The organism is Enterobacter sp. E14S, assembly GCF_055666685.1.
Genome location: NZ_JBVODQ010000011.1, coordinates 104,387 through 121,760 on the forward strand (window position 1 = coordinate 104,387; position 17,374 = coordinate 121,760).

Genomic DNA, 17,374 nt, shown 5'->3' on the forward strand with positions numbered 1-17,374 from the left:
AAAAAAGGCGACTCATTGGTCGCCTTTAAAATCAATTTTCTAACGCCGCTTTCTGCGTCGTTACAATGGATTCGATTCCCCCTCGGGCCAACGCCAGCAGGGAGAGAAGCTCTTCGTGGGTGAACGGCTCGCCTTCCGCCGTGCCCTGCACCTCAATGATGCGACCATCTTCGGTCATCACCACGTTCATGTCGGTTTCGGCTGCGGAATCTTCAACGTATTCCAGATCGCAAAGCGCTTCGCCGTTAACGATACCAACTGAAACCGCCGCAACCATGCCTTTCATTGGGTTGGTTTTCAGCTTACCGGCCGCAACCAGCTTGTTCAGGGCATCCGCCAGCGCCACGCAGGCGCCGGTAATCGACGCGGTACGCGTACCGCCGTCTGCCTGAATGACGTCGCAATCGAGAGTGATGGTGAATTCGCCGAGGATTTTCAGGTCAACGGCGGCGCGCAGCGCACGCGCGATCAGACGCTGAATCTCCATGGTACGGCCGCCCTGCTTACCCTTTGCCGCTTCACGGGCATTACGGGTATGGGTCGCACGCGGCAGCATGCCGTATTCTGCGGTGATCCAACCCTGGCCCTGACCTTTCAGGAAGCGCGGAACGCCTTCTTCGATGGAGGCGGTGCACAGCACTTTAGTGTCACCAAACTCAACCAGCACGGAGCCTTCAGCGTGTTTTGTATAGTTACGGGTCAGGGTGACGGGACGCACCTGATTGGCGCTACGGCCTGATGGACGCATGATGGATTCTCCGGCTTGAAACGAATGTGGCTGCGCATTATACGGATAAAGGACGCTTATTCCTATCCTGAGAAGCCCCCGAAAGCTATAATCCCCCCATCTCTCCTTTAAAAACGGGAATGTCTATGATCCGCAGTATGACCGCCTACGCCCGGCGTGAAATCAAGGGTAGCTGGGGTAGCGCCACATGGGAAATGCGCTCGGTAAACCAGCGTTACCTGGAAACGTATTTCCGTATGCCGGAGCAGTTCCGCAGCCTTGAGCCTGTCGTACGTGAACGTATCCGTACGCGTCTGACGCGCGGAAAAGTTGAATGTAACCTGCGCTTTGAGCCTGATGCGAGCGCACAGGGCGAGCTCATCCTCAACGAAAAACTGGCAAAACAGCTCGTGAATGCGGCGAACTGGGTCAAAATGCAGAGCGATGAAGGCGAAATCAACCCGGTTGATATTCTGCGCTGGCCTGGCGTCATGGCCGCCGGTGAGCAGGATCTGGACGCCATTGCCGCTGAAATCCTGGCAGCTCTCGACGGCACGCTGGACGACTTTATCGTTGCCCGCGAAACCGAAGGCCAGGCGCTGAAAGCGATGATTGAGCAGCGTCTTGAAGGCGTGAGCACCGAAGTAGCGAAAGTCCGCACCCATATGCCAGAAGTGCTGCAATGGCAGCGCGAGCGCCTTGTCGCCAAACTGGAAGAAGCGGAAGTTCAGCTGGAAAACACCCGTCTGGAACAAGAGCTGGTGCTGATGGCGCAGCGTATCGATGTCGCTGAAGAGCTGGACCGTCTGGAAGCGCACGTTAAAGAAACCTACAACATTCTGAAGAAAAAAGAAGCTGTGGGCCGCCGTCTGGACTTTATGATGCAGGAGTTCAACCGCGAGTCGAACACCCTGGCGTCTAAGTCGATCAATGCAGAAGTGACCAATTCAGCGATTGAGCTGAAAGTGCTGATTGAACAGATGCGCGAGCAGATCCAGAACATCGAGTAATGCCTTTCGGGTGGTGTCGAATGCACCACCCATTACTATTTCTAATCCATCTCAACGCCAATTTTGTCGATTTACCGCCTTTCATCAAGCCTGCTCAATATAACTTGATAAAAATTTATAGGGCAAACTGACTCGCCTTAGAAAATCTCAATCGTGATCTTGTGCACAAATCGCTAACCTCCCCCGCGTTCACACCGGAGGGTATATGCTGCTTCACATCCTTTATCTCATTGGCATCACCGCAGAAGCCATGACCGGCGCACTTGCCGCCGGACGTCGCCGTATGGACACCTTCGGCGTGATCATTATTGCTACGGCGACCGCGCTGGGTGGCGGTTCCGTGCGCGATATTCTGCTTGGCCATTACCCGCTCGGCTGGGTTAAACACCCTGAATACGTGATTATCGTGGCAACGGCCGCCGTATTAACCACCATAGTGGCGCCCGTTATGCCCCATCTTCGCCGCCTGTTCCTGGTGCTTGATGCGCTGGGGCTGATTGTCTTTTCGATCATCGGTGCGCAAATCGCGCTCGATATGGGCGAAGGACCGGTTATCGCCACCATCGCCGCCGTGGTCACGGGCGTATTCGGCGGTGTGCTGCGCGATATGTTCTGCAAACGCATCCCCCTGGTCTTTCAAAAAGAGCTGTATGCCGGCATCTCCTTTGCGGCAGCGGTGCTCTATATCGCCCTGCAGCATTACGTTTCAAACCATGATGTGGTGGTCATCTCGACGCTGCTGTTTGGCTTTACGGCCCGCATGCTGGCGCTGCGTCTGAAGCTCGGGCTGCCCGTTTTTCATTACAAACACAGCGCCCACTAGCTTCAGAACCCGTTGATGTGCTGTTCAGCGAGCCATTTCGCCAGCACATTAATCTGAGGCGCGTGAATCCAGTTAACGATTTGTCGTGCTTTCTCCTCTCCTGTTCCCGGCAGGGTCTGCCAGTCCTTTGCGTTGCGCCCGCTCATCTTCTGCCACGATATGTCTCCCATCGCCTTCAGCGAAGCCTGGGTCAATGGCACACCCATTGCCATGAGCCAGCGGATAAAGGGCTTCTCGCGCACCAGATTAAATCGGTGCCAGAGCGCCAGCCCGCGTGCTGAGGAAAAACCCGGTGTAGCCTGTAGCTGCGCCTGCGTTAATAACAGCCATGAAAAGAGATGTTCAAAATGATGCGCCTGCCAGAGGGTCCGCCAGCCTGACTCGCCTACTCCTTCAATATCGAATACCTGCTTTGAACTGAGCCAGGTCAGCCGGGCAAAGAACTGTTCCATACACTCCGGCGAAGCATAGAAACAGCTAAGAGCATGATAGCGCGAGGCCGGAGGCTCTGGTTTACGTCTGTCCGTTCCGCGCCAGAGCACCTTATCAAACCGGGGGATACCCTGCCCGGCCAGGCTGATCTGTATCTGATCCCCCGGAGCAATATCCAGATTCTGCCAGCGCCCAACCGAGCCCAGACTCACCCGCTGCACCTGTTTATCATCCAGTTGTACGGGTTCCAGCGCTGCTACAACGGAAATTTTGCCCGTGCGCCCCACGGAAAAATGAATATCGCTCACCTCAGCGACCTGGGCTGCGGGAGGATATTTCCACGCGACAACCCAGTGGCCTTCTCCCGGTAACCACTCTTCGCCCGCAGGTTCATCCTCCGAACGCACCACAATGCCATCCGTGGCAAAAGGTAATGCAGTCACGTGCCAGGCCGCGCGCTGCTTCTCGACGGCATCGACAGAATCGGCGGGTAGCGTGTACCGTGCCGACAGCGGAAAACCGGCCTGAGACAGTTCAGCTAAAGAGGCACGCATATCTTTCGATCCGTCCGGCCAGGCCCAGATGAATACGCCGATCTTGCTCAATAGCGAGTTATCCTTTTGCCGCATCATCGCCCCCGCTACCTTTGCGCGAGCGTTCATTCCGCCCAACTGGCTCTGAATGTGGTTGTCGCATAACCAGTAAAGCTCGCCCTGCAAGACGCTATTCGCCAGCGCGCCGGTGAGATTTTGCGGAACAGACGGGATTAAACGTACCTTCCCGGTCCAGTCTTCCCCTTTGAGGCCATCCCCGCGACTGATGGCCTGGGTTAACTTTCCGTTGCGATAGACCAGCGTTACCGCCACACCGTCAACTTTTGGCTGCAGCCACAGATGCTGTCGGACACGCATCCACTGTCTCAACTCCTCTTTGCTGGCCACTTTATGTACGCCCGTATGGGCAACAGGATGTTTTACGCTTCCCGCCAGCGCGGGGAGTTTCTCTTCTGAAGGCTCACTGTCAAAACAGCGCTGCCACTGCGTTAACCGCCCGTGAAGCTGGTCGTAAACCTCGTCGCTGATCTCACTCACGCCCTGCTTCCAGTAGGCCTCATCCCAGCGTTTGATTTGCGCGCTTAACGACGCCATCTCTTTCTCTGCTTTTGCCTGCGACCACACCGGACAGACCGCCGCGCCATAGCCACACCACAACAGCATTAACCCGCTTATCCATCGCCACATCGCTACCCCTCCTTTTCATTGCAGGAGGTATACCCGGATGCCTGAAACAACGCTAACGGCAACGTTTCACAATGCGAGACGCTATCCGGTGTTTCTTTTGGTTGCTGAAAACCACAGATAAAACCTGAAAACGGCACGCAAAATTCAATAATCCACGGGAAAAAGTGTGACAAAGGCTACGTCACACGGCGGTGACGTGTATAATAAGCCCGTATGTAGGACTTCTTCGTTAACACATACAAAAGACTCTCATGGCTCAAGGCACGCTTTATATTGTTTCTGCCCCTAGTGGCGCGGGTAAATCCAGCCTTATTCAGGCACTGTTAAAAACCCAACCGTTGTACGACACACAGGTTTCTGTTTCTCACACCACGCGAGCGCCGCGTCCGGGTGAAGTGCACGGTGAACACTATTTCTTTGTGGATCACGACGAATTCAGAGCGATGATCGGCAGAGACGCGTTTCTTGAACACGCTGAAGTATTCGGTAATTACTACGGTACCTCGCGTGAAACCATTGAGCAGGTTCTGGCCACGGGCGTGAATGTGTTCCTGGATATCGACTGGCAGGGCGCACAGCAAATTCGTAAGAAAATGCCTGATTCGCGCAGTATCTTTATTTTACCGCCATCGAAAGATGAGCTGGATCGCCGCCTGCGTGGCCGCGGTCAGGACAGCGAAGAAGTGATCGCAAAGCGTATGGAACAGGCGGTTGCAGAAATGAGCCATTACGCGGAATATGATTACCTTATTGTGAATGATGATTTTGATGCCGCACTGAGCGATCTCAAAACCATTCTTCGTGCAGAACGTCTGCGTATGAGCCGCCAGAAGCAGCGACATGACGCATTAATCACCAAACTGTTGGCAGACTGAACCCACTTTCAGTATCATGCCCAGTCATTTCTTCACCTGTGGAGCATTTTAAGTATGGCACGCGTAACTGTTCAGGACGCTGTAGAGAAAATTGGTAACCGTTTTGACCTGGTGCTGGTCGCCGCGCGTCGCGCTCGTCAGATGCAGGTAGGCGGTAAAGATCCGCTGGTACCGGAAGAAAACGATAAAACCACCGTTATTGCACTTCGCGAAATCGAAGAAGGTCTGATCAACAACCAGATCCTCGACGTGCGTGAGCGCCAGGAGCAGCAAGAGCAGGAAGCCGCAGAACTGCAGGCCGTAACCGCTATTGCTGAAGGTCGTCGTTAATTAAACCTGCGGGTCGCCCTTGTATCTGTTTGAAAGCCTGAATCAACTGATTCAAACCTACCTGCCTGAAGACCAGATTAAGCGTCTTCAGCAGGCGTATCTCGTTGCACGTGACGCTCACGAGGGCCAGACACGTTCAAGCGGTGAACCCTATATCACGCACCCGGTAGCGGTGGCCTGTATTCTGGCCGAGATGAAACTCGACTACGAAACGCTGATGGCCGCTCTGCTGCATGACGTGATCGAAGATACCCCTGCCACTTACCAGGACATGGAACAGCTGTTTGGCAAAAGCGTTGCCGAACTGGTGGAAGGGGTCTCTAAGCTTGATAAGCTGAATTTCCGCGACAAGAAAGAGGCGCAAGCCGAAAACTTCCGCAAGATGATTATGGCGATGGTGCAGGATATCCGCGTCATTCTCATCAAACTCGCTGACCGTACCCACAACATGCGCACGCTGGGCTCACTTCGCCCGGATAAACGTCGCCGCATTGCCCGTGAAACCCTCGAAATCTACAGTCCGCTGGCGCACCGTTTAGGTATTCACCACATTAAAACCGAGCTGGAAGAGCTGGGTTTTGAAGCGTTGTACCCGAACCGCTATCGCGTGATTAAAGAGGTAGTGAAAGCCGCACGCGGTAACCGTAAAGAGATGATTCAAAAAATCCTCTCGGAAATTGAAGGGCGCTTACAGGAAGCGGGAATCCCGTGCCGCGTCAGCGGTCGTGAAAAACATTTGTACTCCATCTATTGCAAAATGGTGCTCAAAGAGCAGCGTTTTCACTCGATCATGGATATCTACGCCTTCCGCGTAATTGTCCACGACTCGGACACCTGCTATCGCGTGCTGGGGCAGATGCACAGCCTCTACAAACCGCGCCCGGGGCGTATGAAAGACTACATCGCCATTCCAAAAGCGAACGGCTATCAATCTTTGCACACCTCGATGATCGGGCCACACGGCGTGCCTGTTGAGGTGCAGATCCGCACCGAAGACATGGACCAGATGGCAGAGATGGGTGTTGCCGCACACTGGGCGTATAAAGAGCACGGTGGCGAAAGCAGCACGACCGCACAAATCCGCGCCCAGCGCTGGATGCAGAGCCTGCTGGAGCTTCAGCAGAGTGCGGGTAGCTCGTTTGAATTTATCGAGAGCGTTAAATCCGATCTCTTCCCGGATGAGATTTACGTTTTCACACCAGAAGGTCGCATTGTCGAACTGCCTGCGGGCGCAACGCCGGTCGACTTCGCTTACGCCGTGCATACCGATATCGGGCATGCCTGCGTCGGCGCGCGTGTCGACAGACAGCCTTATCCGCTGTCTCAGCCGCTCTCCAGCGGCCAGACGGTAGAAATTATTACCGCACCGGGCGCACGTCCGAACGCGGCCTGGCTGAATTTTGTCGTGAGCTCGAAGGCGCGCGCCAAAATTCGCCAGCTGCTGAAAAACCTCAAGCGTGATGATTCTGTCAGCCTGGGGCGTCGTCTACTCAACCACGCGTTGGGCGGTAGCCGTAAGCTGGCTGAAATTCCGCAGGAGAACGTCCAGCGTGAGCTGGAGCGCATGAAGCTTGCGTCGCTTGACGACCTGCTGGCAGAGATTGGCCTTGGCAACGCCATGAGCGTGGTGGTGGCGAAGAACCTGCAGCAAGGCGACACGACAGCGGTGCCTGCAACCACACAAAGCCACGGACACCTGCCGATTAAAGGCGCAGACGGGGTACTGATCACCTTCGCAAAATGCTGTCGTCCAATTCCTGGCGACCCGATTATTGCGCACGTCAGCCCGGGTAAAGGGCTGGTTATTCACCACGAATCCTGTCGTAACATTCGCGGCTACCAGAAAGAAGCCGAGAAATTTATGGCGGTTGAGTGGGATAAAGAGACCGCGCAGGAATTTATCACCGAAATTAAGGTGGATATGTTCAACCACCAGGGTGCCCTGGCGAATCTGACGGCAGCGATCAACACGGCTTCTTCCAACATTCAGAGCCTGAATACGGAAGAAAAAGATGGCCGCGTGTATAGCGCCTTTATTCGTCTGACCGCCCGCGACCGCGTGCATCTGGCGAATATTATGCGCAAGATCCGCGTCATGCCGGACGTGATTAAAGTCACCCGAAACCGAAACTAGGTTTATGAATTCACAACGTTATGCACGTATCTGCGAAATGCTCGCCAGGCGTCAGCCTGACCTGACGGTCTGCATGGAGCAGGTGCATAAACCTCATAACGTCTCTGCTATCGTCCGTACCGCAGATGCCGTCGGTGTGCATGAAGTGCACGCCGTCTGGCCGGACGGCCGTATGCGCAATACGGTCTCGGCGGCGGCAGGCAGCAACAGCTGGGTGTCTGTCAAAAACCATCACACCATTGGCGAAGCCGTATCGCACCTGAAAGGGCGCGGGATGCAGATCCTGGCCACTAACCTGTCCGCTAAAGCCGTAGATTTTCGCGAGATCGACTACACCCGCCCGACCTGCATTTTGATGGGTCAGGAGAAAACCGGGATCACCCGGGAAGCGCTGGATCTGGCGGATCGGGACATCATCATTCCGATGATCGGCATGGTCCAGTCTCTCAACGTCTCCGTGGCGTCCGCGCTCATTCTGTATGAAGCGCAGCGCCAGCGTCAGAACGCCGGGATGTACGAGCGCAGCAACAGCATGCTGCCGGAAGAGGAACAGCAGCGCCTGCTGTTTGAAGGTGGTTATCCGGTGCTGGCTCGCGTTGCGAAGCAGAAAAAATTGCCTTACCCCCACGTCAACGCGCAGGGCGAAATTGAAGCCGATGCCGAGTGGTGGGCCACCATGCAGTACGCTGGGTAAGCGATGAAAGGCCGCCTGCTGGATGCTATCCCGCTTAACAGCCTGACGGGCGTGGGCGCGGCGCAAAGCAATAAGCTGGCAAAAATTGGCCTGCACACCGTGCAGGATCTCCTGCTTCACCTCCCCCTGCGTTACGAAGACCGCACCCAGCTCTACAAGATTGGCGATCTTCTTCCCGCCATTTACGCCACCGTTGAAGGCGAAGTCCTGAACTGCAACATCACCTTCGGCGGACGCCGGATGATGACCTGTCAGATCAGCGACGGCACCGGCATTCTCACCATGCGTTTTTTCAACTTCAGCGCGGCGATGAAAAACAGTCTGGCGACGGGCCGCAGGGTGCTGGCCTATGGTGAAGCCAAACGCGGGAAATACGGCGCAGAGATGATCCACCCGGAGTACCGCGTGCAGGGCGATCTCAGCACGCCGGAAATACAGGAGACGCTCACTCCGGTTTACCCGACGACCGAAGGCATCAAGCAGGCGACGCTGCGCAAGCTCACCGATCAGGCGCTGGAGCTGCTGGATACCTGCGCCATTACCGAGCTGCTGCCGCCCGAACTGGCGCAGGGCATGATGAGCCTACCCGAGGCGCTGCGCACCCTGCATCGACCGCCGCCAACGCTGCAGCTCAGCGATTTAGAAAGCGGCAAACACCCCGCCCAACAGCGTCTTATCCTTGAGGAATTGCTGGCCCATAACCTGAGCATGCTGGCGCTTCGCGCGGGCGCGCAGCGTTTCCACGCTCAGCCGTTAAGCCAGAATGATGCGCTCAAAGATAAGCTGCTGGCCTCGCTGCCGTTTAAGCCCACTGGCGCGCAGGCGCGCGTCACCGCCGAGATTGAACGCGATATGGCGCTCGACGTGCCGATGATGCGCCTGGTTCAGGGCGACGTGGGCTCCGGTAAAACGCTGGTTGCCGCCCTGGCGGCCCTGCGCGCGATTGCTAACGGTAAACAGGTGGCGCTGATGGCGCCGACCGAGCTGCTGGCTGAACAGCACGCCAACAATTTCCGCGCCTGGTTTGCGCCACTCGGAATTGAAGTGGGCTGGCTTGCCGGGAAGCAAAAAGGCAAAGCGCGCCTTGCGCAACAGGAGGCTATTGCCAGCGGGCAGGTGCAGATGATTGTCGGCACGCACGCCATCTTCCAGGAGCAGGTGCAGTTTAACGGTCTTGCGCTGGTGATTATCGACGAGCAGCACCGCTTCGGCGTACATCAGCGTCTGGCATTATGGGAGAAAGGCCTGCAGCAGGGCTTCCACCCGCATCAGCTGATCATGACCGCCACGCCGATCCCGCGCACCCTGGCGATGACCGCCTACGCCGATCTGGATACCTCCACCATCGACGAACTGCCGCCGGGCCGTACGCCGGTCACCACGGTCGCCATTCCCGACACGCGCCGCAGCGATATCATCGACCGCGTGCGCAACGCCTGCACCCAGGAAGGGCGTCAGGCCTACTGGGTCTGTACGCTGATTGAAGAGTCTGAACTGCTGGAAGCGCAGGCTGCCGAGGCAACGTGGGAAGAGCTTAAGCTGGCGCTGCCCGAGCTGAACGTGGGTCTGGTTCACGGACGCATGAAGCCCGCCGAAAAGCAGGCGGTGATGCAGTCGTTCAAACAGGGTGATTTACATCTGCTGATCGCCACCACGGTGATCGAAGTCGGCGTGGACGTCCCGAATTCCAGCCTGATGATCATCGAAAACCCGGAGCGTCTCGGCCTTGCCCAGCTCCACCAGCTGCGCGGTCGCGTCGGTCGTGGTGCGGTTGCGTCCCACTGCGTACTGCTCTACAAAGCACCGCTTTCCAAAACCGCCCAGATGCGTCTGCAGGTGCTGCGCGACAGCAACGACGGTTTTGTGATTGCGCAAAAAGACCTGGAGATCCGCGGCCCGGGCGAACTGCTGGGCACGCGTCAGACGGGTAATGCGGAATTCAAAGTAGCGGATTTACTGCGCGATCAGGCCATGATCCCCGAGGTTCAGCGCCTGGCTCGCCATATTCATGAACGCTACCCCGAACAGGCGGCAGCGTTAATTGAGCGCTGGATGCCGGAAACCGAGCGGTATTCCAACGCCTGATTTCAGGCAAACATCGGCAGCATCAGGTACAGCTTGATCACCAGCGCGTTGACGATATCAATAAAGAAGGCGCCAACCATCGGGACCACCAGAAACGCCATGTGCGATGGTCCGAACCGTTCGGTGATCGCCTGCATATTGGCGATAGCCGTTGGAGTGGCCCCCAGACCAAACCCGCAGTGACCCGCCGCCAGTACCGCCGCATCGTAGTTTTTGCCCATCATGCGCCAGGTCACGAACATGGCGTACAGCGCCATAAACAGCGCCTGTACCGCCAGAATCGCCACCATCGGCAGCGCCAGCGAGGCCAGCTCCCACAGCTTGAGGCTCATCAGCGCCATCGCCAGGAACAGCGACAGGCAGACGTTGCCGAGCACCGATACCGCCCGTTCAAACACGCGGTAGAAGCCCATCAGCGCCAGACCGTTGCTCAGGATCACCCCGATAAACAGCACGCAGACAAACGTCGGCAGTTCAAATGCGGAACCCGCCAGCCATTGCGCAATCACTTTGCCCACGGTCAGGCAGATGGCGATCATCGCAATAGTTTCAATCAGCACCAGCGAGGTGATGCTGCGGCCAACGTCCGGCTTTTCGAAGGCGGTCGGCACCAGCTCATCGTCCGGCCTGCCGTTCGGCGTGGTGGAGTGCTTCACCAGATACCGCGCCACCGGGCCACCAATCAGGCCACCCAGCACCAGGCCAAAGGTCGCACAGGCCATCGCCACTTCCGTCGCGTTTTCAAACCCATAGCGCTCGATGAACAGCTTGCTCCACGCGGCCCCGGTTCCGTGACCGCCCGAAAGGGTAATCGACCCCGCCAGCAGACCCATCAGCGGATCCAGCCCCAGCAGCGTTGCCATGCCGATGCCGATAGCGTTTTGCATCAGCAGCAGCCCCACCACCACAATCAGGAATACGCCGAGCACCTTACCGCCCGAGCGCAGGCTCGCCAGGTTGGCGTTCAGGCCGATAGTGGCAAAGAAGGCCAGCATCAGCGGGTCTTTCAGGGACATATCAAAATCGATTTCCCAGCCCATGCTTTTTTTCAGTATCAGCAGGGCCAGGGCCACCAGCAGACCACCGGCAACGGGTTCAGGAATGGTGTATTTCTTCAGAAGGGAAACGCTATGTACCAGCTTGCGACCAAGCAGAAGAACCAGCGTTGCGGCAACAAGGGTCGACAACGTATCGAGATGAATCATAAAAGGCTCCTGTAATGCGCGTGTTCCATACACACGCGGCGTTATCCTGGGCCGGGTTGCGCTCTTCATGAGCCCCCGGCGCAAAAAGTGTAATTTTTTTTCCCCACGCGTTGTAGAAAACCTGCTTACAGCGGCAGATTTTCTTCCCTTTTTTGCTGGCAATCGTTTGCTTTTACCAGGTGGTCAGATAAAATGCCCGCTTTTCCACCGTGGGATTGCCGCCGATGTCCGTTAACACCATAGAGTCGCCTGATGCGCAACCGATTGCGCAGAAGCAAAATAGCGAACTGATTTACCGCCTTGAGGATCGCCCGCCGCTGCCGCAAACGCTTTTCGCCGCCTGCCAGCATCTTCTGGCGATGTTTGTTGCGGTGATCACCCCGGCGCTGCTGATTTGCCAGGCGCTCGGTTTACCGGCGCAGGACACGCAGCACATTATCAGCATGTCTCTCTTCGCCTCCGGCGTGGCCTCGATTATTCAAATTAAAGCGTGGGGGCCGGTGGGGTCGGGATTATTGTCGATTCAGGGCACCAGCTTTAACTTCGTGGCACCGCTTATCATGGGCGGTACGGCGCTGAAAACCGGCGGTGCGGATGTCCCAACCATGATGGCGGCGCTGTTCGGCACCCTGATGCTGGCCAGCTGCACGGAGATGGTCATCTCCCGCGTTCTGCATCTGGCTCGCCGCGTTATCACCCCGCTGGTTTCTGGCATCGTCGTAATGATTATCGGCCTGTCGCTGATTCAGGTGGGCCTGACCTCCATTGGCGGCGGTTATGCCGCAATGAGCGACCACACCTTTGGCGCGCCGAAAAACCTGCTGCTGGCGGGTGTCGTGCTGGCGATCATTATTCTGCTTAACCGTCAGCGTAATCCTTACCTGCGCGTCGCCTCGCTGGTGATCGCTATGGCGGCGGGCTACCTGCTGGCGTGGGCGCTGGGCATGCTGCCGGAGAACACCGCGCCGACCAACAGCGCGCTGATCACTGTCCCCACGCCGCTGTACTACGGACTGGGCATCGACTGGGGCCTGCTCCTGCCGCTGATGCTGGTCTTTATGATCACCTCTCTGGAGACCATCGGCGATATCACCGCCACCTCCGACGTCTCCGAGCAGCCGGTGTCCGGCCCGCTGTACATGAAGCGTCTGAAAGGCGGCGTGCTGGCGAACGGCCTGAACTCGTTTGTCTCTGCGGTATTCAACACCTTCCCGAACTCCTGCTTCGGCCAGAACAACGGCGTGATCCAGCTGACCGGCGTTGCCAGCCGCTACGTCGGTTTTGTGGTGGCGCTGATGCTGATCGTTCTCGGCCTGTTCCCGGCGGTAAGCGGCTTTGTGCAGCACATCCCTGAGCCGGTGCTGGGTGGCGCAACGCTGGTGATGTTCGGGACTATCGCGGCCTCCGGCGTGCGTATCGTCTCCCGCGAGCCGCTGAACCGCCGCGCGATCATGATTATCGCGCTGTCGCTGGCCGTCGGTCTGGGTGTTTCCCAGCAGCCGCTGATCCTGCAGTTTGCGCCTGACTGGGTGAAAAACCTGCTCTCTTCCGGCATTGCCGCGGGCGGTATCACCGCTATCGTACTGAACCTCGTTTTCCCGCCTGAAAAGAACTGATCCTCTTCACGGCAGGCAGCCAATGCCTGCCGTGACATCTAATTACACCATTCCCGCCTTGAGGATTGCGCATAAATCGTGCATAACTCCCTTATGTGCGTTTTGCGGGATGGAAGACCATGAAATTTATTGGAAAGCTCCTCATCTATCTTCTGGTAGCCCTGCTCATTGTGCTGCTGGCGTTCTACATTCTGCTCCAGACCCGCTGGGGCGCGTCTCAGGTCAGCAGCTGGGTGACGGTGAATACCGACTACGAACTCAGTTTCGACAAGATGAATCACCGCTTTTCGTCGCCTTCCCACATCATTCTGGAAAACGTCACCTTCGGTCGGGACGGTAAACCCGCCACGCTGGTAGCCAAAAAAGTCGATATCGGCCTGAGCAGCCGCCAGATAACCGATCCGCTGCATATGGACACCATCACCCTGTTCGACGGCACGCTGAATCTCTCGCCTCAGACGGCACCGCTGCCTTTCCAGGCGGATCGCCTGCAGCTGAACAATATGGCCTTTAACAGCCCGAATACCGAATGGGATCTCAGCGCGCAGAAGGTCACGGGCGGCGTCAGCCCGTGGCAGCCGGAAGCGGGCAACGTGCTGGGGAACAACGCGCAGATCCAGATGAGCGCGGGCTCGCTGACCCTGAACGGCGTACCGGCGACTAACGTGCTGATCGAGGGCCAGCTCAACGGCAAGGAAGTGGTGCTGAAAACGATTGGTGCCGACATGGCCCGTGGCTCACTCACCGGCTCCGCCCTGCGCAACGCCGACGGGAGCTGGATTATCGACACGATGCGCCTGAATGAGATCCGCCTGCAGAGCGATAAAACGCTGATGGCGTTCTTCGCGCCGCTGGCCTCCATCCCTTCTCTGCAGATTGGTCGTCTGGACGTAACCGACGCCCGGCTTCAGGGCCCGGACTGGGCGGTGACCGATCTCGATTTAAGCCTGCGCAACCTGACTCTCAGCAAAGGCGACTGGCAGAGCCAGGAAGGCCGCCTGTCCATGAACGCCAGCGAGTTTATCTACGGCTCGCTGCATCTTTTCGACCCGATCCTGAATGCGGAGTTTTCCCCGCAGGGCATGGCGCTGCGTCAGTTCACCTCCCGCTGGGAAGGCGGCATGGTGCGCACGTCCGGTAACTGGCTGCGCGACGGTAAAGCGCTGGTGCTGGACGATGTTGCCATCGCCGGGCTGGAGTACACCCTGCCGCAAAACTGGAAAACGCTGTGGATGGAGCCTCTGCCGGAATGGCTGAACAGCGTCACGCTGCAAAAATTCGGCCTGAGCCGCAACCTGGTGATCGACATCGATCCCGCCTTCCCGTGGCAGATCACCTCTCTGGACGGCTATGGCGCAAACCTGCAGCTGGTGAAAGATCGCCAGTGGGGTATCTGGGGCGGCAGCGCAACCCTGAACGGCGCGGCGGCGACCTTTAACCGCGTGGACGTGCGCCGTCCGTCGCTGGCGCTGAATGCCAACGCCGCCACGGTGAACATTACCGACCTGAGCGCCTTTACCGAGAAAGGTATTCTGGAAGCCACGGCGACGGTTTCGCAGCTGCCGCAGCGGCAGACCACGGTGAGCCTGAACGGGCGCGGCGTGCCGCTCAATGTGCTGCAGCAGTGGGGCTGGCCTGCGCTGCCGATTACGGGTGACGGCAATATTCAGCTCACCGCCAGCGGCAGCGTGCAGGCCAGCGCACCGTTGAAGCCAACGGTGAACGGCAAGCTGAACGCGGTGAATATGGATAAACAGCAGGTGCAGCAGACGATGACGGGCGGTGTGGTTTCAACACCACCCTCACCCCAGCCCTCTCCCTGAAAGGGAGAGGGAGTAAACCATTCCCTCGCCCCTTTGGGGAGAGGGTTAGGGTGAGGGGAATCAAAGGTGAACCACCACCTCATTCCCCTCCGCTTTCACCACCACGCCCCACTCGCTGCCCGCGTGTGAACCACCTTTTACGCTGCCCACCTTCTGCACGTTGCGCAAGCACACGGACCAGTTTTGCGCGTCTCCCGCGCCGGTTAAGGTCACGATATCGCCCCGACGTGACGCCTTCAGCGTAAACGCCACGGCCCCGTCCGCCGCAGGCACTTCGCTCACCGCCGTTGAGCCATCGTCCAGGTTAAACAGCTGGAAGGCCGTCCCCGCGTTCCACGCGTAGTCCGGCTTCTGGTTATTGTTGCCCAGCGCCAGCAGGGTGTTGTCGCGCACGTAGACCGGCAGGCTCATGAAATCGTGCTGCTGCTTATGCCAGCGGCTGCCCTGAATTTCGTCGTTGTGCCACAGGTGCGTCCAGCGGCCTTCCGGCAGGTAGAACTGCACGTCCCCCGCTTCGGAGAACACCGGCGCAACCATCACCGCATCCCCCAGCATGTACTGACGGTCAAGATAATCGCACGCCGGATCGTCCGGGAACTCCAGCATCATCGCCCGCAGCATCGGCGTGCCGAACTCGCGGGCCAGCGCCGCCTGGCGATACAGATACGGCATCAGCTGACATTTCAGCTGCGTGAAATGGCGCACCACGTCGCAGGACTCGTCATCGTACGCCCACGGCACGCGGTAGGATTTGCTGCCGTGCAGGCGGCTGTGGCTGGAGAACAGCCCGAACGCGCACCAGCGTTTGTAGACGTGCGCCGGGGCGGTGTTTTCGAACCCGCCGATATCGTGGCTCCAGAACCCGAAGCCGGACAGGCCAATCGACAGCCCGCCGCGAAGGCTTTCGGCCATCGATTCATAGTTGGCGTAGCAGTCACCGCCCCAGTGCACCGGGAACTGCTGCGCCCCGACGGACGCCGAGCGGGCAAACAGCACCGCCTCTTCCTCCCCCACCGTCTCCTTCAGCACGTTCCACACCAGCTCGTTATAGATGTAGGCGTAGTGGTTGTGCATCTTCTGCGGATCGGACCCGTCGAACCACTGCACGTCGGTCGGGATACGCTCGCCGAAGTCGGTCTTGAAGCAGTCGACGCCGATCTCCACCAGGCCTTTCAGCCTGTCGGCATACCACCGGCACGCCTCCGGGTTGGTGAAGTCATAAATCGCCAGCCCCGGCTGCCATTTGTCCCACTGCCACAGGGAGCCGTCCGGGCGCTTGAGCAGGTAGCCCTTCTCTTTCAGCTCCCGGAAGATCGGGGATTTCTGGCCGATGTACGGGTTAATCCACACGCAGACCTTCAGCCCTTTCTCTTTCAGGCGGCGGATCATCCCTTCCGGATCCGGGAAGGTCACCGGGTCCCACTCGAAGTCGCACCACTGGAAGGCCTTCATCCAGAAGCAGTCGAAGTGGAACACGTGCAGCGGCAGGTCGCGCTCGGCCATGCCGTCGATAAAGCTGTTTACCGTCGCTTCGTCGTAGTTGGTGGTGAACGAGGTGGTGAGCCACAGGCCGAACGACCAGGCAGGCGGCAGCGCCGGACGCCCGGTGAACTGCGTATAGCGGTTCAGCACCTCTTTCGGCGTCGGGCCGTCGATCACGAAGTACTCGAGATATTCCCCTTCCACGCTGAACTGCACTTTGGAGACCTTCTCGGAGCCGACTTCAAACGAGACGTTTTCCGGATGATTCACCAGCACGCCGTAGCCGCGGTTGGTCAGGTAGAACGGGATATTTTTGTAGGACTGCTCGGTGCTGGTGCCGCCGTCGCGGTTCCAGGTTTCGACCGTCTGGCCGTTGCGCACCAGCGCGGTAAAGCGCTCGCCCAGACCGTAGACCGTTTCCCCCACGCCCAGATCCAGACGTTCGAAAATGTAATTGCGGTCAGTGTTGCTGTCCTGCACGTAGCCGTTGTTTTTCAGCTGGCTGCCGGTAATGCGCTGGCCGTTGCGCAGGAAATCCAGCGCCCAGAACTCGCCTTTGGTGACGCGCACGCTGACGCTTCCGCTTTTCAGCTCGGCAAACTCGGCGTTGTTCTCAATCTCTACCTTCACGTCTTTCAGAACGTTCAGCGGATAGTTTGGGCCATTATTCAGCGCGCCCTGGAAGTGCTCGATGCGCACCCCGACAATCCCTTCCTGCGGGGCAAACAGGCGCACCGTGAACATCAACGTGTCGAGCTGCCAGGTGCGCTCGCGCACGTCGCGCGGCGCAACAAACACCACCAGGTCGTTGCCCTGCTGCTCCACGTCGAACACCTGCACCGGATACGTTACGTTCAGACCCGGTTGAATAAGCCAGTTTCCATCACTGATTTTCAT

The 17,374-nt window shown here is 58.0% G+C and carries 13 protein-coding genes; 9 read left to right on the forward strand and 4 right to left on the reverse strand.

Going from position 1 to position 17,374, the window contains the following annotated elements; translation table 11 throughout:
• Nucleotides 1-31: 31 nt before the first annotated feature.
• The gene (rph, locus tag ACZ6J2_RS18855; RefSeq protein ID WP_010426431.1) at nt 32-748 is read right to left on the reverse strand and encodes a ribonuclease PH; all 717 of its coding nucleotides are present in this window, start codon (nt 746-748) and stop codon (nt 32-34) included.
• A 125-nt stretch (nt 749-873) separates the two neighbouring features.
• Between rph and ACZ6J2_RS18860 the strand changes: the two genes are divergently transcribed.
• Both ACZ6J2_RS18860 and ACZ6J2_RS18865 read left to right on the forward strand, forming a co-directional pair.
• Nucleotides 874-1,737: a YicC/YloC family endoribonuclease gene (locus tag ACZ6J2_RS18860; protein ID WP_023309886.1), complete on the forward strand. Its 864-nt coding sequence runs from the start codon at nt 874-876 to the stop codon at nt 1,735-1,737.
• A gap of 205 nt (nt 1,738-1,942) precedes the next feature.
• Nucleotides 1,943-2,560, forward strand: coding sequence for a trimeric intracellular cation channel family protein (locus ACZ6J2_RS18865; RefSeq protein WP_023334014.1), 618 nt, complete (start codon nt 1,943-1,945; stop codon nt 2,558-2,560).
• A gap of 2 nt (nt 2,561-2,562) precedes the next feature.
• Here ACZ6J2_RS18865 and ligB read toward each other — a convergent pair whose 3' ends face one another.
• A complete protein-coding gene (gene ligB, locus ACZ6J2_RS18870) occupies nt 2,563-4,233 on the reverse strand; it encodes an NAD-dependent DNA ligase LigB (protein ID WP_471726423.1) in 1,671 nt (556 codons plus the stop codon).
• Between the two features lie 251 nt (nt 4,234-4,484).
• Between ligB and gmk the strand changes: the two genes are divergently transcribed.
• Genes gmk through recG form a run of 5 tightly spaced genes read left to right on the forward strand, consistent with a single transcriptional unit; the run spans nt 4,485 to nt 10,351 of the window.
• Entirely contained in the window at nt 4,485-5,108 is a 624-nt protein-coding gene (gene gmk / locus ACZ6J2_RS18875; RefSeq protein ID WP_010426438.1) for a guanylate kinase, read from the forward strand.
• A 54-nt stretch (nt 5,109-5,162) separates the two neighbouring features.
• Entirely contained in the window at nt 5,163-5,438 is a 276-nt protein-coding gene (gene rpoZ / locus ACZ6J2_RS18880; protein WP_000135058.1) for a DNA-directed RNA polymerase subunit omega, read from the forward strand.
• Between the two features lie 19 nt (nt 5,439-5,457).
• Nucleotides 5,458-7,572: a bifunctional GTP diphosphokinase/guanosine-3',5'-bis pyrophosphate 3'-pyrophosphohydrolase gene (gene spoT, locus ACZ6J2_RS18885; RefSeq protein ID WP_023309883.1), complete on the forward strand. Its 2,115-nt coding sequence runs from the start codon at nt 5,458-5,460 to the stop codon at nt 7,570-7,572.
• A gap of 4 nt (nt 7,573-7,576) precedes the next feature.
• Nucleotides 7,577-8,266 (forward strand): tRNA (guanosine(18)-2'-O)-methyltransferase TrmH, encoded by a 690-nt coding sequence (gene trmH / locus ACZ6J2_RS18890; protein WP_159515238.1) that lies wholly within the window; start codon nt 7,577-7,579, stop codon nt 8,264-8,266.
• Nucleotides 8,267-8,269: 3 nt separating this feature from the next.
• A complete protein-coding gene (recG, locus tag ACZ6J2_RS18895; protein ID WP_471726424.1) occupies nt 8,270-10,351 on the forward strand; it encodes an ATP-dependent DNA helicase RecG in 2,082 nt (693 codons plus the stop codon).
• A gap of 2 nt (nt 10,352-10,353) precedes the next feature.
• Here recG and gltS read toward each other — a convergent pair whose 3' ends face one another.
• Nucleotides 10,354-11,556, reverse strand: a complete 1,203-nt coding sequence (gene gltS, locus ACZ6J2_RS18900) for a sodium/glutamate symporter (protein ID WP_471726425.1) — start codon at nt 11,554-11,556, stop codon at nt 10,354-10,356.
• A gap of 224 nt (nt 11,557-11,780) precedes the next feature.
• Between gltS and xanP the strand changes: the two genes are divergently transcribed.
• Both xanP and ACZ6J2_RS18910 read left to right on the forward strand, forming a co-directional pair.
• Entirely contained in the window at nt 11,781-13,172 is a 1,392-nt protein-coding gene (xanP, locus tag ACZ6J2_RS18905; protein WP_073001655.1) for a xanthine/proton symporter XanP, read from the forward strand.
• Between the two features lie 119 nt (nt 13,173-13,291).
• On the forward strand, nt 13,292-14,995 hold the full coding sequence (locus tag ACZ6J2_RS18910) for an AsmA family protein (protein ID WP_069303466.1): 1,704 nt from the start codon (nt 13,292-13,294) through the stop codon (nt 14,993-14,995).
• Nucleotides 14,996-15,055: 60 nt separating this feature from the next.
• Here the strand turns inward: ACZ6J2_RS18910 and yicI are convergent, their stop codons facing one another.
• Nucleotides 15,056-17,374, reverse strand: coding sequence for an alpha-xylosidase (gene yicI / locus ACZ6J2_RS18915; RefSeq protein ID WP_471726426.1), 2,319 nt, complete (start codon nt 17,372-17,374; stop codon nt 15,056-15,058).